At 72.0% G+C, this 23,359-nt stretch carries 19 protein-coding genes; 18 read left to right on the top strand and 1 reads right to left on the bottom strand.

Annotation, left to right across the window (positions count from 1 at the left end; all coding sequences use genetic code 11):
- Positions 1 to 39 precede the first annotated feature (39 nt).
- The 13 genes from ACIQPQ_RS04300 to ACIQPQ_RS04360 all read left to right on the top strand — a co-directional run bounded on the left by ACIQPQ_RS04300 (position 40) and on the right by ACIQPQ_RS04360 (position 14,419).
- Positions 40 to 1,707 (top strand): UDP-N-acetylmuramoyl-L-alanyl-D-glutamate--2,6-diaminopimelate ligase, encoded by a 1,668-nt coding sequence (locus ACIQPQ_RS04300; RefSeq protein WP_401299450.1) that lies wholly within the window; start codon positions 40 to 42, stop codon positions 1,705 to 1,707.
- Positions 1,708 to 1,711: 4 nt separating this feature from the next.
- Positions 1,712 to 3,118, top strand: a complete 1,407-nt coding sequence (gene murF, locus ACIQPQ_RS04305; RefSeq protein ID WP_401299453.1) for a UDP-N-acetylmuramoyl-tripeptide--D-alanyl-D-alanine ligase — start codon at positions 1,712 to 1,714, stop codon at positions 3,116 to 3,118.
- A complete protein-coding gene (gene mraY, locus ACIQPQ_RS04310; RefSeq protein WP_383773499.1) occupies positions 3,115 to 4,188 on the top strand; it encodes a phospho-N-acetylmuramoyl-pentapeptide-transferase in 1,074 nt (357 codons plus the stop codon). The genes murF and mraY overlap by 4 nt, the downstream gene beginning before the upstream one ends.
- On the top strand, positions 4,170 to 5,588 hold the full coding sequence (gene murD / locus ACIQPQ_RS04315; protein WP_401299456.1) for a UDP-N-acetylmuramoyl-L-alanine--D-glutamate ligase: 1,419 nt from the start codon (positions 4,170 to 4,172) through the stop codon (positions 5,586 to 5,588). The genes mraY and murD overlap by 19 nt, the downstream gene beginning before the upstream one ends.
- A gap of 73 nt (positions 5,589 to 5,661) precedes the next feature.
- Entirely contained in the window at positions 5,662 to 7,026 is a 1,365-nt protein-coding gene (ftsW, locus tag ACIQPQ_RS04320) for a putative lipid II flippase FtsW (RefSeq protein ID WP_401299459.1), read from the top strand.
- Between the two features lie 6 nt (positions 7,027 to 7,032).
- A complete protein-coding gene (gene murG, locus ACIQPQ_RS04325; RefSeq protein ID WP_401299462.1) occupies positions 7,033 to 8,130 on the top strand; it encodes an undecaprenyldiphospho-muramoylpentapeptide beta-N-acetylglucosaminyltransferase in 1,098 nt (365 codons plus the stop codon).
- 46 nt (positions 8,131 to 8,176) lie between these two features.
- Complete coding sequence (locus tag ACIQPQ_RS04330) at positions 8,177 to 8,980, top strand: cell division protein FtsQ/DivIB (RefSeq protein ID WP_401299465.1); 804 nt, start codon at positions 8,177 to 8,179, stop codon at positions 8,978 to 8,980.
- Positions 8,981 to 9,269: 289 nt separating this feature from the next.
- Positions 9,270 to 10,496 carry a cell division protein FtsZ gene (gene ftsZ / locus ACIQPQ_RS04335; RefSeq protein ID WP_401299468.1) on the top strand — a complete coding sequence of 409 codons (1,227 nt, stop codon included), beginning with the start codon at positions 9,270 to 9,272 and terminating at the stop codon, positions 10,494 to 10,496.
- Positions 10,493 to 11,224, top strand: coding sequence for a peptidoglycan editing factor PgeF (gene pgeF / locus ACIQPQ_RS04340; protein WP_401299471.1), 732 nt, complete (start codon positions 10,493 to 10,495; stop codon positions 11,222 to 11,224). Before ftsZ ends, pgeF begins: the two co-directional genes overlap by 4 nt.
- Positions 11,225 to 11,226: 2 nt before the next feature.
- The gene (locus ACIQPQ_RS04345; RefSeq protein ID WP_383773513.1) at positions 11,227 to 11,946 is read left to right on the top strand and encodes a YggS family pyridoxal phosphate-dependent enzyme; all 720 of its coding nucleotides are present in this window, start codon (positions 11,227 to 11,229) and stop codon (positions 11,944 to 11,946) included.
- Positions 11,947 to 12,075: 129 nt separating this feature from the next.
- Positions 12,076 to 12,717, top strand: a complete 642-nt coding sequence (locus ACIQPQ_RS04350; RefSeq protein WP_383773515.1) for a cell division protein SepF — start codon at positions 12,076 to 12,078, stop codon at positions 12,715 to 12,717.
- 72 nt (positions 12,718 to 12,789) lie between these two features.
- The gene (locus ACIQPQ_RS04355; RefSeq protein ID WP_020129925.1) at positions 12,790 to 13,074 is read left to right on the top strand and encodes a YggT family protein; all 285 of its coding nucleotides are present in this window, start codon (positions 12,790 to 12,792) and stop codon (positions 13,072 to 13,074) included.
- 52 nt (positions 13,075 to 13,126) lie between these two features.
- Positions 13,127 to 14,419: a DivIVA domain-containing protein gene (locus ACIQPQ_RS04360; RefSeq protein WP_401299476.1), complete on the top strand. Its 1,293-nt coding sequence runs from the start codon at positions 13,127 to 13,129 to the stop codon at positions 14,417 to 14,419.
- Between the two features lie 198 nt (positions 14,420 to 14,617).
- Here ACIQPQ_RS04360 and ileS read toward each other — a convergent pair whose 3' ends face one another.
- Positions 14,618 to 17,800, bottom strand: a complete 3,183-nt coding sequence (ileS, locus tag ACIQPQ_RS04365) for an isoleucine--tRNA ligase (protein ID WP_401299478.1) — start codon at positions 17,798 to 17,800, stop codon at positions 14,618 to 14,620.
- 694 nt (positions 17,801 to 18,494) lie between these two features.
- On the opposite strand from ileS, the gene ACIQPQ_RS04370 reads away from it, so the two are divergent.
- The 5 genes from ACIQPQ_RS04370 to ACIQPQ_RS04390 all read left to right on the top strand — a co-directional run bounded on the left by ACIQPQ_RS04370 (position 18,495) and on the right by ACIQPQ_RS04390 (position 23,294).
- On the top strand, positions 18,495 to 19,319 hold the full coding sequence (locus ACIQPQ_RS04370; protein ID WP_401299481.1) for a TraR/DksA family transcriptional regulator: 825 nt from the start codon (positions 18,495 to 18,497) through the stop codon (positions 19,317 to 19,319).
- A gap of 135 nt (positions 19,320 to 19,454) precedes the next feature.
- Positions 19,455 to 20,039, top strand: coding sequence for a signal peptidase II (lspA, locus tag ACIQPQ_RS04375; RefSeq protein ID WP_401299483.1), 585 nt, complete (start codon positions 19,455 to 19,457; stop codon positions 20,037 to 20,039).
- A 97-nt stretch (positions 20,040 to 20,136) separates the two neighbouring features.
- On the top strand, positions 20,137 to 21,081 hold the full coding sequence (locus tag ACIQPQ_RS04380) for an RluA family pseudouridine synthase (protein WP_401299486.1): 945 nt from the start codon (positions 20,137 to 20,139) through the stop codon (positions 21,079 to 21,081).
- Positions 21,078 to 21,578: a GNAT family N-acetyltransferase gene (locus ACIQPQ_RS04385; protein WP_401299489.1), complete on the top strand. Its 501-nt coding sequence runs from the start codon at positions 21,078 to 21,080 to the stop codon at positions 21,576 to 21,578. The genes ACIQPQ_RS04380 and ACIQPQ_RS04385 overlap by 4 nt, the downstream gene beginning before the upstream one ends.
- Positions 21,579 to 21,707: 129 nt before the next feature.
- Positions 21,708 to 23,294, top strand: a complete 1,587-nt coding sequence (locus ACIQPQ_RS04390; RefSeq protein WP_401299492.1) for a Na+/H+ antiporter — start codon at positions 21,708 to 21,710, stop codon at positions 23,292 to 23,294.
- The last annotated feature ends 65 nt before the right edge of the window (positions 23,295 to 23,359 follow it).

The raw sequence follows: 23,359 nt of genomic DNA on the forward strand, positions 1-23,359 counted from the left end.
AGCCCGTGTTCAGCGCCGAACCAGCCAGGAATCCAGCCCGTGACCATGATCACTCCCGAACCCGGGAACCAGGCCCCGCCCCCCGCCGGGCCCCCGGCCTCGCTTCGCCCGCAGGCCGCCACGCCCGGTACGCTCACCGCCGTGCCACACGCTGATCAGTCCCAAACCACCCAGAAGGGCGCTTCCGTGACCTACCCGGGACCGCCCCGACCGACGCGGGTCACCGCCCTCCCGCTCACGGAGCTGGCCGATCAGCTGGGCGCCGAACGGCCCGAGGGCGCCGCCGGGATCACGGGCATCACCCACGACTCGCGCGCCGTCCGCCCCGGCGACCTCTACGCCGCCCTGCCCGGCGCCCGCGCCCACGGCGCCGACTTCGTCGCCCAGGCCGCCGGCCTCGGCGCGGCGGCCGTCCTCACCGATCCCACCGGCGCCGACCGGGCCGCCGCGACCGGCCTGCCGGTCCTGGTCGTCGACGACCCGCGCGGCCTGATGGGCGAGCTGGCCGCCACCGTCTACGGACGGCCCGGCCGCGACCTGCTCCAGATCGGCATCACCGGCACCTCCGGCAAGACCACCACGGCCTATCTGGTCGAGGGCGGCCTCAGGCCCGTCCGCTCCACCGGCCTCATCGGCACCGTCGAGATGCGCATCGGCGACGAGCGCATCAAGTCCGAGCGGACCACCCCCGAGGCCACCGACCTCCAGGCCCTCTTCGCCGTCATGCGCGAGCGCGGCGTCGAGGCGGTCGCCATGGAGGTCTCCAGCCACGCCCTCGTGCTCGGCCGGGTCGACGGCTGCGTCTTCGACGTCGCCGTCTTCACCAACCTCAGCCCGGAGCACATGGAGTTCCACTCCGACATGGAGGACTACTTCCAGGCCAAGGCGCAGCTGTTCACCCCGCGCCGCAGCCGCCTGGGCGTGGTCAACCTCGACGACGCGTACGGTCGCCGCCTCGCCGGGGAGGCCACCGTCCCGGTCGTCACCTTCTCCGCCGAGGGCCACCCCGACGCCGACTGGCGGGCCGTGGACGTCCAGGTCGGGCCGATGGACTCCGTCTTCACCGCCGTAGGACCGCGGGGGGAGCGGATCTCGGCCAGGTCGCCGATCGCCGGGCCCTTCAACGTGGCCAACACCCTCGCCGCCGTCGTCGCCCTCGCCGCGGCCGGGATCGACCCGCAGACCGCCGCCGACGGCATCGGCGCCGTACCGGGCGTGCCGGGGCGGCTGGAGCGGGTGGACGCCGGACAGGACTACCTCGCGGTCGTCGACTACGCCCACAAGACGGACGCCGTCGAGTCGGTGCTGAAGGCGCTGCGCAAGGTCACCAAGGGCCGGCTGCACATCGTGCTCGGCTGCGGCGGCGACCGCGACACCACCAAGCGCGCCCCGATGGGCGCCGCCGCCGCCCGGCTCGCCGACACCGCCGTCCTCACCTCCGACAACCCCCGCTCCGAGGACCCCCTCGCGATCCTCGCCACCATGCTCCAGGGCGCCGCGTCCGTGCCCGCCCACGAGCGCGGCGAGGTACAGCTCTTCGAGGACCGGGCCGCCGCGATCGCCGCCGCCGTGGCCCGCGCCCGGCCCGGCGACACCGTGCTCGTCGCGGGCAAGGGCCACGAGCAGGGCCAGGACATCGCCGGGGTCGTCCGTCCCTTCGACGACCGCCAGGTGCTCCGCGAAGCTATCCAGCAGACCCAGGGATGAACTTGTGATCGCCCTCTCCCTCGCCGAGATCGCAGCAGTCGTCGGCGGGCAGACGCACGACATACCGGATCCGTCCGTCGAGGTCACCGGACCCGTCGTCCGGGACTCCCGCGAGGCGGGCCCCGGCAGCCTCTTCGTCGCCTTCGTCGGCGAGCGCGTCGACGGCCACGACTACGCGCGCGCGGTGGTCGAGGCCGGAGCGGCGGCCGTCCTGGCCTCCCGCCCGGTCGGCGTCCCCGCGATCGTCGTGGACGACGTGCAGAGCGCCCTCGGCGCCCTCGCCCGGCACGTCGTGGAACGCCTCGGCGCGACGCTCGTCGCCCTCACCGGCTCGGCCGGCAAGACCAGCACCAAGGACCTGATCGCCCAGGTCCTGCGGCGCAAGGCCCCCACCGTCTTCACGCCGGGCTCCCTCAACAACGAGATCGGGCTGCCCCTCACCGCGCTCACCGCCACCGAGGAGACCCGCTTCCTCGTCCTGGAGATGGGCGCCCGCGGCATCGGCCACATCCGCTACCTCACCGGCCTCACCCCGCCCCGGATCGGCCTGGTGCTCAACGTCGGCAGCGCCCACATCGGCGAGTTCGGCGGCCGCGAGCAGATCGCCCGGGCCAAGGGCGAACTCGTCGAGGCGCTCCCCGAGGACGGCACGGCCGTGCTGAACGCGGACGACCCGCTCGTACGGGCCATGGCCTCCCGGACGAAGGCGAAGGTGCTCCTTTTCGGAGAGTCCGACGAAGCGGACGTTCGCGCCGAGAACGTGCGACTCACGGACAGCGGACAGCCTTCCTTCAGGCTTCACACACCCTCCGGGTGCAGCGATGTGACCATGCGCCTGTACGGTGAGCACCACGTGTCGAACGCGCTCGCCGCGGCCGCCGTCGCCCATGAGCTGGGCATGTCCGCGGAAGAGATCGCCACCGCACTCTCCGAGGCGGGCTCCCTCTCCCGTTGGCGGATGGAGGTCACCGAGCGCCCCGACGGCGTGACGATCGTCAACGACGCCTACAACGCGAACCCCGAGTCCATGCGAGCGGCCCTGCGCGCGCTCGTGGCCATGGGCAAGGGGCGGCGGACCTGGGCGGTGCTCGGCAAGATGGCCGAGCTGGGGGACGAGGCGCTCGCCGAGCACGACGCGGTCGGACGGCTCGCCGTCCGGCTCAACGTCAGCAAGCTCGTCGCGGTCGGGGGCAGGGAAGCCTCCTGGCTGCAACTGGGCGCATATAACGAGGGTTCGTGGGGTGAGGAGTCGGTGCACGTGTCCGACGCACAGGCGGCGGTCGACCTGTTGCGCAGCGAGTTGCGCCCGGGGGACGTCGTACTCGTGAAGGCGTCCCGTTCGGTCGGTCTGGAGGGGGTCGCGCAGGCGCTCCTGGAGACCGGTGCCGAGGGTGAGGTGGCCGCCCGATGATGAATCAGATCCTGTTCGCGGGTGTCATCGGACTCTTCCTGACACTGGTCGGCACCCCGCTGCTGATCAAGCTGCTGGCCCGCAAGGGCTACGGCCAGTACATCCGGGACGACGGCCCGCGCGAGCACGCCAGCAAGCGCGGTACGCCGACCATGGGCGGTATCGCCTTCATACTGGCGACCGTCGCGGCCTACTTCCTGTCGAAGGTCATCACCGGCAAGCCCCCGACGTACTCGGGCCTGCTGGTGCTCGGTCTGATGGTCGGGATGGGCATCGTCGGATTCCTCGACGACTACATCAAGATCGTCAAGCGGCGTTCGCTGGGCCTGCGCGCCAAGGCGAAGATGGCCGGCCAGCTGATCGTCGGCATCGGCTTCGCCGTGCTGTCCCTCCAGTTCGCCGACTCCCGCAACAACACCCCGGCCTCCACGAAGCTGTCGTTCATCACCGACTTCGGCTGGACGATCGGCCCGGTGCTGTTCGTGGTCTGGGCGCTGTTCATGATCCTCGCCATGTCCAACGGCGTGAACCTCACGGACGGCCTCGACGGCCTCGCCACCGGCGCCTCCGTGCTGGTCTTCGGCGCCTACACCTTCATCGGCGTCTGGCAGTTCCAGGAGTCCTGCGCCAACGGCGAGACCCTGACCAACCCCAACGCCTGTTACGAGGTACGTGATCCGCTCGACCTCGCGGTGGTCTCCGCCGCGCTGATGGGCGCCTGCCTCGGCTTCCTGTGGTGGAACACCTCACCGGCCAAGATCTTCATGGGCGACACCGGTTCGCTGGCCCTCGGCGGCGTCCTCGCGGGTCTCGCGATCTGCTCCCGCACCGAACTGCTGATCGCCATCCTCGGCGGCCTGTTCGTCCTCATCACCATGTCGGTGGTCATCCAGGTCGGTTCGTTCCGGCTGACCGGCAAGCGCGTCTTCCGGATGGCCCCGCTCCAGCACCACTTCGAACTCAAGGGCTGGTCCGAGGTCCTGGTCGTGGTCCGCTTCTGGATCATCCAGGGCATCTGCGTCATCGTCGGACTGGGCCTCTTCTACGCGGGATGGGCAGCCGAGAAGTGACCGACTGGCAGGGCAGGCACGTCACCGTCGCCGGACTCGGCGTCTCCGGTGTCCCGGCGGCCAGGGTGCTGCACGGGCTCGGCGCGAGGGTCACCGTCGTCAACGACGGCGACGACCCCCGCGCGCGGGAACAGGCCGCCGCGCTGGAGGCGCTCGGCGTCACCGTGCGCCTCGGTGACGGCGACACCCTGCCCGACGGGACCGACCTCGTCGTCACCGCGCCCGGCTGGCGGCCGGACAAGCCGCTCTTCGCGGCGGCCGACGCGGCGGGCGTCCCGGTCTGGGGCGATGTCGAACTCGCCTGGCGGCTGCGGGGACCCGACGCGGCCCCCTGGCTCGCCGTCACCGGCACCAACGGCAAGACCACCACCACCCGGATGCTCGCCTCGATCCTGGAGGCCGCCGGACTGCGCACCGCGGCCGTCGGCAACATCGGCGTCTCCCTCCTGGACGCCGTCCTCGCCGACGAGCCGTACGACGTCCTCGCCGTCGAACTCTCCAGCTACCAGCTGCACTGGGCGCCCTCGCTGCGCGCCCACTCCGCCGCCGTCCTCAACCTCGCCCCCGACCACCTCGACTGGCACGGCTCCATGGACGCCTACGCCCGCGACAAGGGCCGCGTCTACGAGGGCAATCGGATCGCCTGCGTCTACAACGTGGCCGACCCCGCCACCGAGGACCTGGTCCGCGAGGCCGACGTCGAGGAGGGCTGCCGGGCGATCGGCTTCACCCTCGGCACCCCGGGACCCTCCCAACTCGGCGTCGTGGACGGCATCCTGGTCGACCGCGCCTTCGTCGAGAACCGGCGGAACAACGCGCAGGAGCTGGCCGAGGTCTCCGACGTGAACCCGCCCGCCCCGCACAACATCGCCAACGCCCTTGCCGCGGCGGCCCTCGCGCGCGCCTACGGCGTCCCCGCGAAGGCCGTACGGGACGGGCTGCGGGCCTTCACCCCGGACGCCCACCGCATCGCCCACGTGGCCGACGTGGACGGCGTCGCGTACGTCGACGACTCCAAGGCCACCAACACCCACGCCGCGGAAGCCTCGTTGGCGGCGTACGGGTCGATCGTGTGGATCGCGGGCGGCCTCGCCAAGGGCGCCACCTTCGACGACCTGGTCGAGGCGTCCGCGAAGCGGCTGCGCGGGGTGGTGCTGATCGGCGCCGATCGGGCCCTGATCCGGGAAGCCCTGGCGCGACACGCCCCGGAAGTACCGGTCGTCGACCTCGACCGGACCGACACTGGGGCGATGCTCGCGGCTGTCCAGGAGGCCCGCGCACTCGCCGTCGAGGGCGACACCGTACTGCTCGCCCCGGCCTGCGCCTCCATGGACATGTTCGTCAACTACAACCAGCGCGGTGACGCGTTCGCACAAGCCGTTCGCGAACTCGGCGCCTGACCCGGCCGCCTGCCGGGCGGACCTTGGGAGGGACGCGTGGGACCGTACAGGTCGACGTTCAGCGGAGGCTGCGGTGCCCGCTAGCCGAACCGGCCGCCCGCCCGTCCAGCGGACCCGGCCCCCCAGGGGGCCGGTCGCCCGCCCCCCGCGCGACAACGCCGCCCTGCGGCTGCTCACCCGCGCCCGCAAGGCCTGGGACCGGCCGCTGACCGCGTACTACCTGATCCTCGGCGGCAGCGCCCTGATCACCGTGCTGGGCCTGGTGATGGTCTACTCGGCCTCCCAGATCACCGCCCTGCACCTGTCGTTGCCCGGCTCGTTCTTCTTCCGCAAGCAGTTCCTCGCCGCCGTCATCGGCGGCGTCCTGCTGCTGCTCGCCTCCCGGATTCCGGTCAAGCTGCACCGGGCGCTGGCCTATCCGATCCTGGCGGGCGCGGTCTTCCTCATGGCGCTGGTGCAGGTGCCGGGGATAGGGATGTCGGTCAACGGCAACCAGAACTGGATCTCGCTCGGCGGCTCCTTCCAGATCCAGCCCAGCGAGTTCGGCAAGCTCGCCCTCGTGCTGTGGGCGGCCGACCTGCTCGCCCGCAAGCAGGACAAGAACCTCCTCAGCCAGTGGAAGCACATGCTGGTGCCGCTGGTCCCGGTCGCGTTCCTGCTGCTCGGACTGATCATGCTCGGCGGCGACATGGGCACCGCGATCATCCTCACGGCCATCCTGTTCGGCCTGCTGTGGCTGGCCGGGGCCCCCACCCGGCTCTTCGTCGGCGTGCTCTCGATCGCCGCCGCGATCGGGGTGATCCTGATCAAGACCAGCCCTAACCGGATGTCCCGCCTCCGGTGCATCGGCGCCACCGATCCCGGCCCCCAGGACGCCTGCTGGCAGGCCGTGCACGGGATCTACGCGCTCGCCTCGGGCGGCATCTTCGGCTCCGGGCTGGGGGCGAGTGTGGAGAAATGGGGGCAACTCCCCGAAGCGCACACCGACTTCATCTTCGCCGTGACCGGGGAGGAACTGGGCCTGGCGGGGACGCTGTCCGTGCTCGCCCTCTTCGCGGCTCTAGGCTATGCGGGTATCCGCGTGGCCGGACGCACGGAGGACCCCTTCGTGAGGTATGCCGCGGGAGGCGTGACCACCTGGATCACGGCCCAGGCCGTGATCAACATCGGTGCGGTGCTCGGCCTGCTGCCGATCGCCGGGGTCCCGCTCCCGCTGTTCTCCTACGGAGGCTCCGCCCTGCTGCCGACCATGTTCGCCATCGGGTTGCTGATCGCCTTCGCGCGCGAGGACCCCGCTGCGCGGGCGGCGCTTGCGATGCGGCACCCCCGCTTTGGTAGAAAGCGGGGGGCCGGGGGCTCCTCTTCCGGGAGGGGGCCCCGGAGATGGAACACGATGCGACGGCGTGCCTCCGCGGCGCGCTCGTCCGGAGAGCGGTGAATTTCGGTGCATGTCGTACTCGCCGGCGGGGGGACCGCCGGCCACATCGAGCCCGCGCTGGCCCTCGCGGACGCCCTGCGCAGGCAGGACCCCACCGTGGGGATCACGGCCCTGGGCACCGAGCGCGGTCTGGAGACCACCCTCGTGCCCCAGCGGGGGTACGAGCTGGCGCTCATCCCCGCGGTGCCCCTGCCCCGCAAGCCCACCCCCGAGCTGATCACCGTGCCGGGCCGGCTGCGCGGCACCATCAAGGCCGCCGAGCAGATCCTGGAGCGCACCAAGGCGGACGCCGTGGTCGGCTTCGGCGGCTACGTCGCGCTGCCCGGCTACCTCGCCGCCAAGCGCCTCGGCGTGCCGATCGTGATCCACGAGGCCAACGCCCGCCCCGGCCTGGCCAACAAGATCGGCTCCCGCTACGCGGCCCGGGTCGCAGTCTCCACGCCCGACAGCAAGCTCCGCGACGCCCGCTACATCGGCATCCCGCTGCGCCGCTCCATCGCCACCCTGGACCGCGCCGCCGTCCGCCCCGAGGCCCGCGCGCTGTTCGGCCTCGACCCCAACCTGCCGACGCTGCTCGTCTCGGGCGGCTCTCAGGGCGCCCGCCGCCTCAACGAGGTGGTCCAGCAGGTCGCCCCGTGGCTCCAGCAGGCCGGTATCCAGATCCTGCACGCGGTCGGCCCGAAGAACGAACTGCCGCACGTCCAGCAGATGCCGGGAATGCCCCCGTACATCCCGGTAAGTTACGTGGACCGGATGGACCTCGCGTACGCCGCGGCCGACCTGATGCTCTGCCGCGCGGGCGCGATGACCGTCGCCGAACTCTCCGCCGTCGGGCTCCCGGCCGCCTACGTCCCGCTGCCCATCGGCAACGGCGAACAGCGGCTCAACGCCCAGCCGGTGGTCAAGGCGGGGGGCGGACTGCTGGTCGACGACGCGGAACTGACCCCCGAGTGGGTCCGGGAGACCGTCCTGCCCGTCCTCGCCGACCCGCACCGGCTGTACGAGATGTCCCGCGCCGCCGGGGAGTTCGGCCGCCGGGACGCCGACGACCTGCTCGTCGGCATGGTGTACGAGGCGATCGCCGCCAACCGTGCGCGCCGGTAGGGCCGGTGCGCACGGCTCAGTGACGCAGTAGCGAAGGGCAGGGAGCGTGGCCGGATCCGCCACCGCCGAGCGCGGTGCACGCCAGGAGGAGTCGTCCGGTCCGCCCCTCGTCCGAAGACTCGGCGGACTCGGCCCCCGCCGACTTCGTACGATCATCATCCTGTTGCTGGTCCTGATCCTCCTCGGGGCGGGCGGCGTCTGGGCGTTGTACGGCTCGCAGTGGCTGCGGCTCGAACGCGTCTCCGTCTCCGGCACCGACGTCCTCACCCCGCGGGAGGTCCGGGACGCCGCCGCCCTCCCCGTCGGCTCCCCGCTCGTCTCCGTCGACACCGACGCTGTCGAGGCCCGGTTGCGCGCGAAGCTGCGCCGCGTCGACACCGTGGACGTCAGCCGCTCCTGGCCCGACGGAATCGTCCTGAAGGTCACCGAGCGCAAGCCCGTCCTGCTGATCCGCAGCGGCACGCGGTACGTGGAAGTCGACGACGGGGGCGTCCGGTTCGCCACCGTCGACAAGGCCCCCGCCGGAGTGCCGCTGCTGCGGCTGGAGGCCACCGCCTCCCGCTCGTCCGCCGCGAGCCTGCGCCGCTTCGGCGAGGACCGGCTGGTCCGCGAGGCGGTCCGGATCGCCGGCGACCTGCCGTCCGCCGTCGCCCGCGACGCCCGCGTCGTCAAGGTCCGTTCCTACGACGACATCTCGCTGACGCTGAGCCGCGGCCGGAGCATCGCCTGGGGGAGCGCCGACGACGGCCGCGCGAAAGGCCGTACCATCCTCGCTCTGATGAAAGCGGCCCCGGACGCACGGCACTTCGACGTGAGCGTCCCCACCGCCCCTGCGTCATCGGGGAGTTGACGCACATCTGCGCAGGCCAGCACCCTGGTTGGGCAGCGACACGGCTGATCACATAGGGTGAAAAGAAAAACGGGAGGTTCGGCGTGTTCGTTGAACGGGCGCCGCTTGTCGACTTAGTGTCCTGTTCGGAAGACTCCAAGGAACGGACACACTGGTAACCCTAAACTTCAGCGTTAGGGTTCGGGTCGGCGAAACGGACCGCCCCATTCGGCATCAGTCGTCGGAGCACGGAACGCCACGCGTCCCCTGTGAACCGGCGACACGTAACTCGAGGCGAGAGGCCTTCGACGTGGCAGCACCGCAGAACTACCTCGCAGTCATCAAAGTCATCGGTGTCGGCGGCGGTGGTGTCAATGCCATCAACCGGATGATCGAGGTCGGTCTCAAGGGCGTCGAGTTCATCGCCATCAACACCGACGCGCAGGCGCTGTTGATGAGCGACGCCGACGTCAAGCTCGACGTCGGCCGCGAACTGACCCGCGGACTCGGCGCCGGAGCCAACCCGGCCGTCGGCCGCAAGGCGGCCGAGGACCACCGCGAGGAGATCGAGGAGGTCCTCAAGGGGGCCGACATGGTCTTCGTGACGGCCGGTGAAGGCGGCGGCACCGGCACCGGCGGCGCGCCCGTCGTGGCCAACATCGCCCGCACCCTGGGCGCCCTCACCATCGGCGTGGTCACCCGCCCGTTCACCTTCGAGGGACGGCGCCGGGCCAACCAGGCCGAGGACGGCATCGCCGAACTCCGCGAAGAGGTCGACACCCTCATCGTCATCCCCAACGACCGGCTGCTGTCCATCTCGGACCGCCAGGTCTCCGTCCTCGACGCGTTCAAGTCGGCGGACCAGGTCCTGCTCTCCGGCGTCCAGGGCATCACCGACCTCATCACCACGCCGGGCCTGATCAACCTCGACTTCGCCGACGTCAAGTCGGTCATGTCCGAGGCCGGTTCGGCGCTCATGGGCATCGGCTCGGCCCGCGGCGACGACCGCGCGGTGGCCGCCGCCGAGATGGCGATCTCCTCGCCGCTGCTGGAGGCGTCCATCGACGGCGCCCGGGGCGTCCTGCTCTCCATCTCCGGCGGCTCCGACCTCGGCCTCTTCGAGATCAACGAGGCCGCCCAGCTGGTCAGCGAGGCCGCGCACCCCGAGGCCAACATCATCTTCGGCGCGGTCATCGACGACGCCCTCGGCGACGAGGTCCGGGTCACCGTCATCGCGGCCGGGTTCGACGGCGGTCAGCCGCCCGCCCGCCGGGACAACGTCCTCGGCTCGTCCTCCGCCTCGTCGTCCTCCTCGATGGGGTCCGCCTCGCTCTCCTCCCGGCGCGACGAGTCCGGTCCGGTCCGGTCGGACAGCCGTCCGAGCTTCGGCTCGCTCGGCAGCGTGACCCCGAAGGAGGACCCGGAGCCCGCCCCCGAGCCGGTGGCCGACATCCCGGTCGCCCCGCCGGTGCCGCCGTCGCGGTCCTACTCGGACAGCGCGGCCGAGGAACTGGACGTGCCGGACTTCCTGAAGTGATAGGACAGCACCGACACGCGAGCGGCGCGCACTTCGCCTTCACCGACCGGTGGGGCGGGGTGAGCGCCGCTCCGTATGAGCAGCTCAATCTGGGCGGCGCGGTCGGCGACGACACCGCGGCGGTCGGCGCCAACCGGAAGGCCGCCGCCGCGTCGCTGGGGCTCGACCCCGGCCGGGTGGTCTGGATGAACCAGGTGCACGGCGCGGCCGTCGCCGTGGTCGACGGCCCCTGGGGCGACCGGCCCGTTCCGGAGGTCGACGCGCTCGTCACCCGCGAGCGGGGGCTCGCCCTCGCCGTCCTCACCGCCGACTGCACGCCGGTCCTGCTGGCCGACCCGGTCGCCGGGATCGCCGCCGCCGCCCACGCGGGCCGCCCCGGCATGGTCGCGGGGGTCGTCCCCGCCGCCGTACGGGCCATGATCGAACTCGGTGCCGAGCCCGCCCGGATCGTCGCCCGCACCGGGCCCGCCGTCTGCGGGCGGTGCTACGAGGTGCCGGAGGCGATGCGGGCCGAGGTCGCCGCCGTCGAACCGGCGGCCCACGCCGAGACGAGCTGGGGCACCCCCGCGGTCGACGTCACCGCCGGGGTGCACGCGCAGCTCGACCGGCTCGGGGTGCGCGACCGGGAGCAGTCGCCGGTGTGCACGCGCGAGTCGCCCGACCACTTCTCCTACCGACGCGACCGCACCACGGGGCGACTCGCGGGATATGTCTGGCTGGACCGGTGAGCATGACGGAACGCGCGCGCGAACTCGCCGCGAATCTGGCGGCGGTGGAGGAGCGCATCACCGCCGCGTGTGTCTCCGCCGGGCGCAAGCGGGAGGAGGTGACCCTGATCGTGGTCACCAAGACCTACCCCGCGAGCGATGTGCGGACCCTGTCCGGACTCGGGGTGCGGCACGTCGCCGAGAACCGCGACCAGGACGCCGCCCCCAAGGCGGCGGAGTGCGCGGACCTGCCGCTCTCCTGGCACTTCGTCGGTCAGCTCCAGACCAACAAGGTGCGTTCCGTGGTCGGTTACGCCGACGTCGTGCAGTCGGTGGACCGCGCGCGCCTGGTCACCGCCCTGTCGAAGGAGGCGGAGCGCACCGGCCGCGAGATCGGGTGCCTGGTGCAGGTGGCGCTCGACGCGGGCGACGCGGCGCGGGGCGAGCGGGGCGGCGTCGCGCCGGGCGGGATCGGGGAGTTGGCCGATCTGATCGCCGCCGCCCCCGGGCTCCGGCTCGGCGGTCTGATGACGGTCGCACCTCTGAGCGGTGCGTACGCCGGTCGCCAACGGGCGGCGTTCGACCGGTTGATGGATTTGTCGACCGACCTGCGCCGGACCCATCCTGCTGCCACCATGGTCTCGGCAGGGATGAGCGCGGACCTCGAACACGCCGTGGCGGCCGGAGCGACACATGTGCGCGTCGGTACCTCGGTACTCGGAGTCCGTCCCAGGCTCGGGTAACGTCGCCAGGAAGTCGGACCACAGCAGAAAATATGGTCATTACCGCCGGAAGGCGGGCGTAACGACCACGTGGATCGCGGGGACTTGGCAACTGTCAGCCGATCCACCACAGAGCGGAGGACTCAGAGCATGGCCGGCGCGATGCGCAAGATGGCGGTCTACCTCGGCCTCGTGGAGGACGATGGGTACGACGGCCGGGGCTTCGACCCCGACGACGACTTCGAACCCGAGCTCGACCCTGAGCCCGAGCGTGACCACCGACGGCATGAACCGTCTCATTCGTCACATGGCGCACACCAGTCCCAAAGGGACGAAGAGGTGCGTATCACTCAACCCCCCGCGCCCCGTGAGCCGGTGGCCCGTTCCTCTTCGCTCGGCGCGGAATCCGGTCGTCCGGCGCGGATCGCGCCCGTGGCGTCCATCACACAAGAACGTCAGTCCCTGGAGAAGAACGCACCGGTGATCATGCCCAAGGTCGTGTCGGAACGAGAGCCGTACCGGATCACCACACTCCACCCCCGGACCTACAACGAGGCCCGTACCATCGGGGAACACTTCCGTGAGGGCACCCCGGTGATCATGAATCTGACGGAGATGGATGACACAGACGCCAAGCGACTTGTCGACTTTGCGGCCGGTTTGGTGTTTGGTCTTCACGGCAGCATCGAGCGGGTGACGCAGAAGGTGTTCCTGTTGTCGCCTGCTAACGTCGATGTCACGGCGGAGGACAAGGCCCGCATCGCAGAGGGCGGGTTCTTCAACCAGAGCTGAGACGCACGACCGGAAACAGCGGTACAAAGAGATCACGTGAGCACGTGAGCAGGGGAGAGGGAAGCACCGAACATGAGCGTGGTCCTGGATGTCGTCTACATCGCGCTGATGGTCTTCCTCATCGTGCTCATCTTCCGGTTGGTCATGGACTACGTCTTCCAGTTCGCCCGCTCATGGCAGCCCGGCAAGGCGATGGTGGTCGTTCTGGAGGCCACCTACACTGTCACCGATCCACCGCTCAAGCTTCTCCGGCGGGTCATCCCGCCGTTGCGTCTCGGGGGCGTGGCGCTCGACCTGTCCTTCTTCGTACTGATGATCATCGTCTACATCCTGATCTCGATCGTGAGCCGGCTGTGAGCGATGTGACCTACCGTCTTGCCGACGCCGACGACTACGTTGAGGTGAAGAGATGCCGTTGACCCCCGAGGACGTGCGGAACAAGCAGTTCACGACCGTCCGCCTCCGAGAAGGCTATGACGAGGACGAGGTCGATGCCTTCCTCGATGAGGTCGAAGCCGAACTGACGCGCCTGCTGCGCGAGAACGAGGACCTGCGCGCCAAGCTGGCCGCGGCCACGCGCGCGGCCGCGCAGAACCAGCAGAACATGCGCAAGCCCCCGGAGCAGGACCAGCAGCAGGGTGGCGGGATGCCGCCCCAGCAGCAGGGGATGCCGCCGCAGGGCATGCCGCAGCAGGGAATGCCTCCGCAGGGCATGCCCCAGCAGGGGATGCCGCAGCAGGGCATGCGCGGTCCGGGCGCCCCGGTGCCCGCCGGCATATCGGGCCCGCCGCAGCAGCAGATGGGCGGCCCCATGGGTGGCCCGCCCCAGCTGCCGAGCGGTGCCCCGCAGCTCCCCGCCGGTCCCGGCGGCGGTCAGGGCGGCCCGCAGGGTCCCGGCCCGATGGGCCAGGGGCCGATGGGTCAGGGCCCCATGGGCCAGGGCCAGATGGGACAGGGCCAGCTCGGTCCCGGCCCGATGGGCCAGGGTCAGATGGGTCAGGGCCAGATGGGTCCCGGTCCGATGGGCCAGGCCATGCAGCCGATGGGTGGCCCGATGGGCGGACCCATGGGTGGTCCCATGGGCGGCCCCGGTCAGGGTCCCGGTGGCGACAGCGCCGCCCGGGTGCTCTCGCTGGCCCAGCAGACCGCCGACCAGGCGATCGCCGAGGCCCGTTCCGAGGCCAACAAGATCGTGGGCGAGGCGCGTTCGCGTGCCGAGGGTCTGGAGCGGGACGCCCGTGCCAAGGCCGACGCCCTGGAGCGGGACGCGCAGGAGAAGCACCGCGTCGCGATGGGCTCCCTGGAGTCCGCCCGCGCCACGCTGGAGCGCAAGGTCGAGGACCTGCGCGGCTTCGAGCGCGAGTACCGGACGCGTCTGAAGTCGTACCTGGAGTCGCAGCTGCGTCAGCTGGAGACCCAGGCCGACGACTCCCTCGCGCCCCCGCGCACCCCGGCCGCGGCCTCCCTGCCGCCGTCCCCGGCGCCCTCGATGGCCCCGGCCGGCGCGAGTGCCCCGTCCTACGGCGGCGGCAGCCAGGGCATGGGCGGGCCGAGCCCGGCCGCGCCCTCCTACGGCGGCCAGCAGCAGATGTCCCCGGCGATGACCCAGCCCATGGCGCCGGTGCGTCCGCAGGGTCCGTCCCCGATGGGCCAGGCCCCCTCGCCGATGCGCGGTTTCCTCATCGACGAGGACGACAACTGACGGCCGCTCGTACGCCGTAGGCGTCGGCAGCGTTCCACAGGGCGGGACCCCGGATTTCGATCCGGGGTCCCGCCCTTTTTACGCGCGTTGCGGACGATCGGCGCCGCGGGACCGGTCGGCGGCCCGGCGGGGACGGCGAAGGGCCCGGCTCCCAGGGCGGGAGCCGGGCCCTTGCCCGCCGCATACGGCGGTCGTCGGTCAGGCCTTGCGCAGACGGAACGTCAGGGTCAGGCCCTCGTCCGTGAACGGGCTGCCGTAGCCGTCGTCGGCGGCGCCGCGGGCGAAGTCCGTGGCGAGGACCTCGTCGGCGATCAGGGCGGCGTGTCCGGTGAGGGCGTCCACGGTCGCCGGGTCGGTGGCGTCCCAGCGCAGCGCGATGCGGTCGGCGACGTCGAGGCCGCTGTTCTTGCGGGCCTCCTGGATCAGCCGGATCGCGTCGCGGGCCAGGCCCGCCCGGCGCAGCTCCTCGGTGATCTCCAGGTCGAGGGCGACGGTGGCGCCCGCGTCGGAGGCGACCGACCAGCCCTCGCGCGGGGTCTCCGTGATGATCACCTCGTCGGGGGCGAGGGTGACGGTCTCGCCGTCGACGTCCACCGACGCGGTGCCCTCGCGCAGGGCGAGGGAGAGCGCGGCGGCGTCGGCCTGGGCGACCGCCTTGGCGACGTCCTGGACGCGCTTGCCGAACCGCTTGCCGAGGGCGCGGAAGTTGGCCTTGGCGGTGGTGTCGACCAGGCTGCCGCCGACCTCGGAGAGCGAGGCCAGGGACTCGACGTTCAGCTCCTCCGTGATCTGCGTGTGCAGTTCGGGGGAGAGGGCGTCGAAGCCGGTGGCGGCGACCAGGGCGCGGCGCAGCGGCTGCCGGGTCTTCACCCCGGACTCGGCGCGGGTGGCGCGGCCCAGCTCCACCAGGCGGCGGACCAGGACCATCTGCCGGGACAGCTCCGGGTCGATGGCGGTGAGGTCCGCCTCCGGCCAGGACGCCAGGTGCACCGACTCGGGGGCGTCCGGGGCGACCGGCACCACCAGGTCCTGCCAGACCCGCTCGGTGATGAACGGGGTCAGCGGCGCCATCAGCTTGGTGACCGTCTCGACGACCTCGTGCAGGGTGCGCAGCGCGGCCTTGTCGCCCTGCCAGAAGCGGCGGCGCGAGCGGCGGACGTACCAGTTGGACAGGTCGTCGACGAACGCGGAGAGCAGCTTCCCGGCGCGCTGGGTGTCGTAGGACTCCAGGGCCTGGGTCACCTGGTCGGTGAGGGCGTGGAGTTCGGAGAGCAGCCAGCGGTCCAGGACCGGGCGGTCGGCGGGGGCCGGGTCGGCGGCCGACGGGGCCCAGCCGGACGTACGGGCGTACAGGGCCTGGAAGGCGACCGTGTTCCAGTACGTCAGGAGGGTCTTGCGGACGACCTCCTGGATGGTGCCGTGGCCGACGCGGCGGGCCGCCCAGGGGGAGCCGCCCGCGGCCATGAACCAGCGGACGGCGTCGGCGCCGTGCTGGTCCATCAGCGGGATCGGCTGGAGGATGTTGCCCAGGTGCTTGGACATCTTGCGGCCGTCCTCGGCCAGGATGTGCCCGAGGCAGACCACGTTCTCGTACGACGACCTGTCGAAGACCAGGGTGCCGACGGCCATCAGCGTGTAGAACCAGCCGCGGGTCTGGTCGATGGCCTCGGAGATGAACTGGGCCGGGTAGCGGGACTCGAAGAGTTCCTTGTTCTTGTACGGGTAGCCCCACTGCGCGAACGGCATCGAACCCGAGTCGTACCAGGCGTCGATGACCTCGGGCACGCGGGTCGCGGTCGCGCCGCAGCCGTCCTGCGGGCAGGCGAAGGTGACCGCGTCGATGTACGGGCGGTGCGGGTCGAGGCCGGACTGGTCGGTGCCGGTCAGCGTGGTCAGCTCGGCGCGCGAGCCGACGACGGTGAGGTGGTCCTCCGCGCAGCGCCAGATCGGCAGCGGGGTGCCCCAGTAGCGGCTGCGGGAGAGCGCCCAGTCGATGTTGTTGTTCAGCCAGTCGCCGAAGCGGCCGTGCTTGACGGAGTCCGGGAACCAGTTGGTCTTCTCGTTCTCCTGGAGGAGGCGGTCCTTGATCGCCGTCGTGCGGATGTACCAGGACGGCTGCGCGTAGTAGAGGAGCGCGGTGTGGCAGCGCCAGCAGTGCGGGTAGCTGTGCTCGTACGGGATGTGGCGGAAGAGGAGGCCGCGCTGCTGGAGGTCCTCGGTGAGCTTCTCGTCGGCCTTCTTGAAGAAGACGCCGCCGACGAGCGGCACGTCCTCCTCGAAGGTGCCGTCGGGGCGGACCGGGTTGACCACGGGCAGGCCGTACGCGCGGCAGACCTTGAGGTCGTCCTCGCCGAAGGCGGGGGACTGGTGGACCAGACCGGTGCCGTCCTCGGTGGTGACGTACTCGGCGTTGACGACGTAGTGCGCCTCGGCGGGGAAGTCGATCAGCTCGAACGGGCGCCGGTAGGTCCAGCGTTCCATCTCGGCGCCGGTGAAGGACTCGCCGGTGGGCTCCCAGCCCTCGCCGAGCGCCTTGCCGACCAGCGGTTCGGCGACGACGAGCCGCTCGGTGCCGTCGGTGACGACGACGTAGGGGACCTCGGGGTGGGCGGCGACGGCGGTGTTGGAGACCAGGGTCCAGGGGGTCGTCGTCCACACCAGCAGCGCGGCGTTCCCGGCGAGGGGGCCGGACGTGAGGGGGAAGCGGACGTAGACCGAGGGGTCGACGACCGTCTCGTAGCCCTGGGCCAGCTCGTGATCGGAGAGGCCGGTGCCGCAGCGGGGGCACCAGGGGGCGACGCGGTGGTCCTGGACGAGGAGGCCCTTGCCGAAGATCTCCTTCAGCGACCACCAGACCGACTCGACGTACTCCGGGTCCATGGTGCGGTAGGCGTCGTCGAGGTCGACCCAGTACCCCATGCGGGTCGTCAGCTCGGCGAAGGCGTCGGTGTGCCGGGTCACCGACTCGCGGCAGCGGTCGTTGAACGCGGCGATGCCGTACGCCTCGATGTCCTGCTTGCCGGAGAAGCCCAGCTCCTTCTCCACGGCCAGCTCGACCGGCAGGCCGTGACAGTCCCAGCCCGCCTTGCGGGCCACGTGGTACCCGCGCATGGTGCGGAAGCGGGGGAAGACGTCCTTGAAGACGCGCGCCTCGATGTGGTGGGCGCCCGGCATGCCGTTGGCGGTGGGCGGGCCCTCGTAGAACACCCATTCGGGGCGGCCCTCGGAGCGCTCCAGGCTCTTGGCGAAGATCTTCTGCTCGCGCCAGAAGTCGAGCACCGCGTGTTCCAGCGCGGGCAGGTCGACCTGGGCGGGGACCTGGCGGTACTGGGGCGCGGGGCTCGCGGGCGGTGGCGTGTGCGGCGTGGGCTGCGTACTCAAGGGGTTTCCTCCGGCGGACGTGCTGCCTTCCGTCGGAGGGACGAGAGCTGTCCTGTCCTACGCCGTGTGCGGCGCGCTCCCGCGGTACCACCCTCCTTGGCCCTCCGGTGCGCCGTACGCTCCGGGCGGCCCCCTCATTGGGGCAGCGATGCCGGGTCTACCAGCCCTCGCGGGCCTTCTTCCGGCGGCTCCGGGGTGATCTTCACGTCGCGCTCGCCCCCGGGCTCCCACCGTCCCCGGGTCGCTCTCGGCCGCGTACGCCGCTACTCGTCCCCATCCACGCTTCTCGCTCCGGCCAGTGTACGGGGCCGGGGGGACGGCGGCCGACCGGATTTCCCGGCCCGCGGGGCGTCCGGGCGGGCGCGGCCGGTGGTCCGGACGTGACCCGAATGGCGCGGTGCGCGCGCGGGACGCCGGACGCCGGGCGGGCGGGGTGCCGCGGCGATGCCGGAGGGCGGACGACCGGGCGGGACGGCGGGCACGACGCAGGCAGGTCCGCGCCGGGGCGTGCGCGCGGCGCGCGCGGGGCGGACGGCCGGGGCGGTGCGCCCCGTTGCCGCGACCGCCAAGTCGATTTATCGTCCCAGCACGATGCGCGTGCAAGATCACACAATGTGAAGGGGCCGCGGCCATGGTGGCGAAGAAGAGCACGCGGGGGAGTGCGCGCGGAGGGGCCGAGGCGGGAGAAGAGACCGTGTCCGAAGGCGCCGGTTCGGTAAAGCGGGGAGTCACGGGGGCTTCCGGGGGGAAGAAGGCTGCCGCGAAGAGGACGGCGAAGAGCACGGCGGCGAAGAAGGCCGCGACCGGGCGGACCGCGGCCGGGACGGCCGCGGGGAGGACGGCGGCGAAGAGCGCGGCGCCCACGACGACCACGCGGACGACGAAGGCGGCGGCGAAGAAGACGGCGGCGGGGAAGACGGCGACGGCTGGGACAGCGGCGGCGAAGAAGACGGCCGCCGGGAAGACGGCGGCGAAGAAGGCCTCCGGCAGGGCCGACAAGGTGGGCGCGGCCTCGGCCGCGGAGCAGACGGGAGCCACGACGGTGGTTGCGAAGAAGACCCCTGGCACGGCCACGGCCGGCAGGAGCGGTGTGCCCAAGGCGCGGCTCGCCGCGGCGGACCCCGGTGAGCTGGCGGTACGCCCCGGCGAGGACCCCTGGAACCCGGAGGAGGTCGCCGAGGCCCGCGCCGAACTCCAGCGCGAGGCCGACCGGCTCCGCGCCGAGCTGGACTCCTCGGAGAAGTCCCTCGCGGGCCTGATGCGGGACTCCGGGGACGGCGCGGGCGACGACGAGGCCGACACCGGGACGAAGAACATCACGCGCGAGCACGAACTGGCCCTCGCGGCCAACGCGCGCGAGATGCTGGAGCAGACCGAGCACGCCCTCCAGCGGCTGGACGCGGGCACCTACGGGCTCTGCGAGAACTGCGGCAACCCCATCGGCAAGGCCAGGATGCAGGCCTTCCCGCGGGCCACGCTGTGCGTGGAGTGCAAGCAGAAGCAGGAGCGGCGGTACTGAGACCGGCGGGCGCGCGCCCGCGCGCCCGCCGGGACCCGGTCCCGGTCCGCGGCCGATCGTCCGGTGGGGCTCCTGCCTGCGGGGAGGCGTGCCGTACCCTCGTCCTCAGTCAGGTACCTAGGTTGAGGGACTCACGTGGCAGAGGCGGAGAGCGTCATCGGTACGCCGGAGACTCCAGAGGCGGCGGGAGCCGGGCCGGAGCCGTCCGACGAGCAGGTCGGACAGCCGCCGCGCGGCAGGCGGCGGATCGCCGTGCTGTTCGCGGTCGCCGCGTTCGCGTACGCGCTCGACCTGGTCAGCAAGATGATCGTGGTGGCCAAGCTGGAGCACCACGAGCCGATCGAGATCATCGGGGACTGGCTGCGCTTCGAGGCGATCCGCAACGCGGGCGCGGCCTTCGGCTTCGGCGAGGCCTTCACCGTGATCTTCACGGTGATCGCGGCGGCGGTGATCGTGGTCATCGCCCGGCTGGCCCGCAAGCTCCACAGCCTGCCGTGGGCGATCGCGCTCGGCCTGCTGCTCGGCGGCGCGCTCGGCAACCTCACGGACCGGATCTTCCGCTCGCCGGGCGTCTTCGAGGGCGCGGTCGTCGACTTCATCGCCCCCAAGCACTTCGCCGTCTTCAACCTGGCGGACTCGGCGATCGTGTGCGGCGGCATCCTGATCGTGCTGCTCTCCTTCAAGGGCCTCGACCCGGACGGGACCGTTCACAAGGACTGAGGTCCGGCTGAGGTCCGGCCCACCGCCTTAGAACGCCCGTTCGGCTCCGGTCGGACGGGCGTACGGCGGTGTCGGTGCCGTCCGGCATACTCGACGGGTGAGCACGATTCCCGAGATCCGTACCCTGCCCGTGCCCGACGGCCTGGAGGGCGAGCGCGTCGACGCCGCCATCTCCCGCATGTTCGGCTTCTCCCGCACCAAGGCCGCGGACCTCGCCGCCTCGGGGAAGGTCACGGTCGACGGGTCGGTGGTCGGGAAGTCCGAGCGGGTGCACGGCGGGGCCTGGCTGGAGGTCGAGATGCCGCAGGCGCCCGCCCCGGTCCAGATCGTCGCCGAGCCCGTCGAGGGCATGGAGATCGTGCACGACGACGAGGACGTGGTCGTGATCGTCAAGCCGGTCGGGGTGGCCGCCCACCCGTCGCCCGGCTGGACCGGCACCACCGTGATCGGCGGCCTCGCCGCCGCCGGGTACCGCATCTCCACCTCCGGCGCGGCCGAGCGCCAGGGCATCGTGCACCGCCTGGACGTCGGCACCTCCGGACTGATGGCGGTCGCCAAGTCCGAGCGGGCGTACACCTCGCTCAAGCGCCAGTTCAAGGAGCGCACGGTCGACAAGCGCTACCACACGCTCGTCCAGGGCCACCCCGACCCGACCAGCGGCACCATCGACGCCCCCATCGGCCGCCACCCGCAGCACGACTACAAGTGGGCGGTCACCGCCGAGGGCAAGCCCTCCGTCACGCACTACGACCTGATCGAGGCGTTCCGTTCGGCCTCCCTGCTCGACGTGAAGCTGGAGACCGGCCGCACCCACCAGATCCGCGTCCACATGGCCGCCCACCGCCACCCCTGCGTCGGCGACCTGACCTACGGCGCCGACCCGACGCTCGCCAAGCGGCTCGGCCTGACCCGGCAGTGGCTGCACGCCGTCCGGCTCGGCTTCGAGCACCCCGCCGACGGCGAGTGGGTCGAGTTCTCCAGCGCGTACCCGCAGGACCTGAGCGAGGCGCTGGACCAGGTCCGCGAGGAGACCTACGGATGACCGCCGCACCCCGGTCCACCGGGCCGGGCGCCGGACCGGCGTACACGGTGCGGGTCGCCGTCGACCCCGCCGACCGGGAGGCCTGCTTCGCGGTCCGCAAGGAGGTCTTCGTCGCCGAACAGGGCGTCCCCGAGGACCTGGAGTACGACGCCCTCGACGCCGGCGCGCTGCACGTGCTGGCGGTGCGGGCGGACGGCGTACCGCTCGGCACCGGGCGGCTGCTGTCCGGGGCCGCCGCCGCGGCCAGGGTCGGCGGGGACCCGGCGGTGGGCTCCCTCGGGCGGCTCGCGGTGACCCGGGAGGCGCGCGGACTCGGCGTCGGGGCCGCGCTGGTGCGGGCGGTCGAGGAGGCGGCCCGCGGACTCGGCCTCACCGCCGTCGACCTCCACGCGCAGACCCACGCGCTCGGCTTCTACGCCCGCCTCGGCTACGAGGCCCACGGACCCGAGTTCCCGGACGCGGGGATACCGCACCGGGCGATGCGGCGGGCCCTGTAACCCGTCGCGAACCCGTCGCGGCAGCGGTCGCGGGTGCCGGACGGGCTGGTCGGAGCGGGGGCGTGGCAGGCTGGAGGCCCGCCCGTACGGCGTCCCAGCCCCTGTCGTCCCACCCCCGGAGCACTGACCGTGGATCAGTTGGCCCTGTTGTTCGTCCTGTTGCTCGGGGCCGTGGTGAGCGTCCCGATCGGCGACCGGTGGGGACTGCCCGCGCCGATCCTGATGACCCTCCTCGGGATCGTCCTCGCGGTCCTCGACTTCGTCCCCAACGTCAGCGTCCCCCCGGACCTGATCCTGCCGCTGCTGCTGCCGCCCCTGCTCTACGCGGCCGTACGGCGCACCTCCTGGCGGCAGTTCACGGCGAACAAACGGCCCATCTTCCTGCTCGCCGTCGCCCTCGTCTTCGTCACCGCCGTCTGCGTCGCGGCCGTCGCCCACCAGATCGTGCCCGGCCTGCCGATCGCCGCCGCCGTGGCCCTCGGCGCGCTCGTCGCGCCGCCCGACCCGGTCGCGGCCACCTCCGTGGCGGGCCAGCTCGGGCTGCCGCGCCGCCTGGTGTCCATCCTGGAGGGCGAGGGGCTCTTCAACGACGTCACCGCGATCGTGCTCTACCACGTGGCCATCGCCGCCGCCGTCGGCGGCTCCTTCTCGGCCTGGGACGCCGGACTCGACCTCGTGCTCTCCGCGGTCGTCGCGGTCGCCGTCGGACTCGTGCTCGGCTGGGGCGCCAACAAGCTGATGGACCTGCTCGGCGACCCCACCCTCCAGATCGGGCTCACCCTCCTCGTGCCGTACGCCTCCTACGTGCTCGCCGAGGAGTTCCACGGGTCCGGGGTGCTCGCCGTGCTGACCACCGCGCTGTTCCTCTCCGAGTACGCCACCGACCCCGACGACGTGATGACCCGGCTCGCCGGACACACCTTCTGGGACATCGTCGACACCCTCGTCACCGGGGTGGCCTTCGGGCTGATCGGGCTCGAACTGCACATGGCGATCCGCACCGCGTCCGGGCGCTGGGGCGAACTCCTCGGCTGGGCCGGGGCGATCGCGGCCGTGGTGATCGTCGTACGGCTGCTGTGGCTGCTGCCCGCGAGCTGGCTCGCCCAGCGGCTGCACGCGCGGCGCGACAGCGACGAGGACATCCCGACCAGCGTGCGGGAGACGGTCGTCATGTGGTGGTCCGGGATGCGCGGTGTGGCGTCCGTGGCGCTGGCGCTCGCCATCCCGCTCAAGACCGAGGACGGGGGCGCCTTCCCCAACCGGGACGAGATCGTCTTCATCGCCTTCGGGGTGATCATGGCGACGCTGGTGCTCCAGGGACTGACCCTGCCCTGGCTGGTGAAACGGCTGGGCGTGCAGGCCGACACCGACCACGAGAAGGCCATCGAGAAGGAGCTGGCGGTCCGGGCCGCGAAGGCCGCGCGCCAGCGACTCCGGGAGATCGAGAAGGAGGAGGACCTCCCGGAGGAGCTGTCCGAGCAGATGATCCGGCGCGCCCTCGACATCGGCCTGCGGATCAGCCCCGACCTGGGCGAGGACGAACGCCGCGAGGGCCACGACCACCGGGTCAAGCGGCTGAAACGGCTGCGGCGCATCCAGGCCGAGATGCTGAGCGCCGCCCGCCACGAGGTCGTCGCCGCCCGCAGCGAACCGGGAGCCGACCCGGAGATCGTGGACCGCGTACTGCGGCACCTGGACGTACGCAGCCTGAAGTGAACCGGGGGGCAGACCGCCAGGGGTCCGGCATCTCGCCCCTTCACGTGCTCCGCCCCCGCCCACGC

Origin of the sequence: Streptomyces sp. NPDC091281, assembly GCF_044757425.1 — a bacterium.
Classification (GTDB): Bacteria; Actinomycetota; Actinomycetes; order Streptomycetales; family Streptomycetaceae; genus Streptomyces.

Bases quoted from the DNA above. Each gene is read 5' to 3' on its own strand.
- mraY (WP_383773499.1), top strand. From the start codon at position 3,115: ATGATGAATCAGATCCTGTTCGCGGGTGTCATCGGACTCTTCCTGACA.
- murD (WP_401299456.1), top strand. From the start codon at position 4,170: ATGGGCAGCCGAGAAGTGACCGACTGGCAGGGCAGGCACGTCACCGTC.
- ACIQPQ_RS04345 (WP_383773513.1), top strand. From the start codon at position 11,227: ATGACGGAACGCGCGCGCGAACTCGCCGCGAATCTGGCGGCGGTGGAG.
- ACIQPQ_RS04350 (WP_383773515.1), top strand. From the start codon at position 12,076: ATGGCCGGCGCGATGCGCAAGATGGCGGTCTACCTCGGCCTCGTGGAG.
- ACIQPQ_RS04355 (WP_020129925.1), top strand. From the start codon at position 12,790: ATGAGCGTGGTCCTGGATGTCGTCTACATCGCGCTGATGGTCTTCCTC.
- ACIQPQ_RS04360 (WP_401299476.1), top strand. From the start codon at position 13,127: ATGCCGTTGACCCCCGAGGACGTGCGGAACAAGCAGTTCACGACCGTC.
- ACIQPQ_RS04385 (WP_401299489.1), top strand. From the start codon at position 21,078: ATGACCGCCGCACCCCGGTCCACCGGGCCGGGCGCCGGACCGGCGTAC.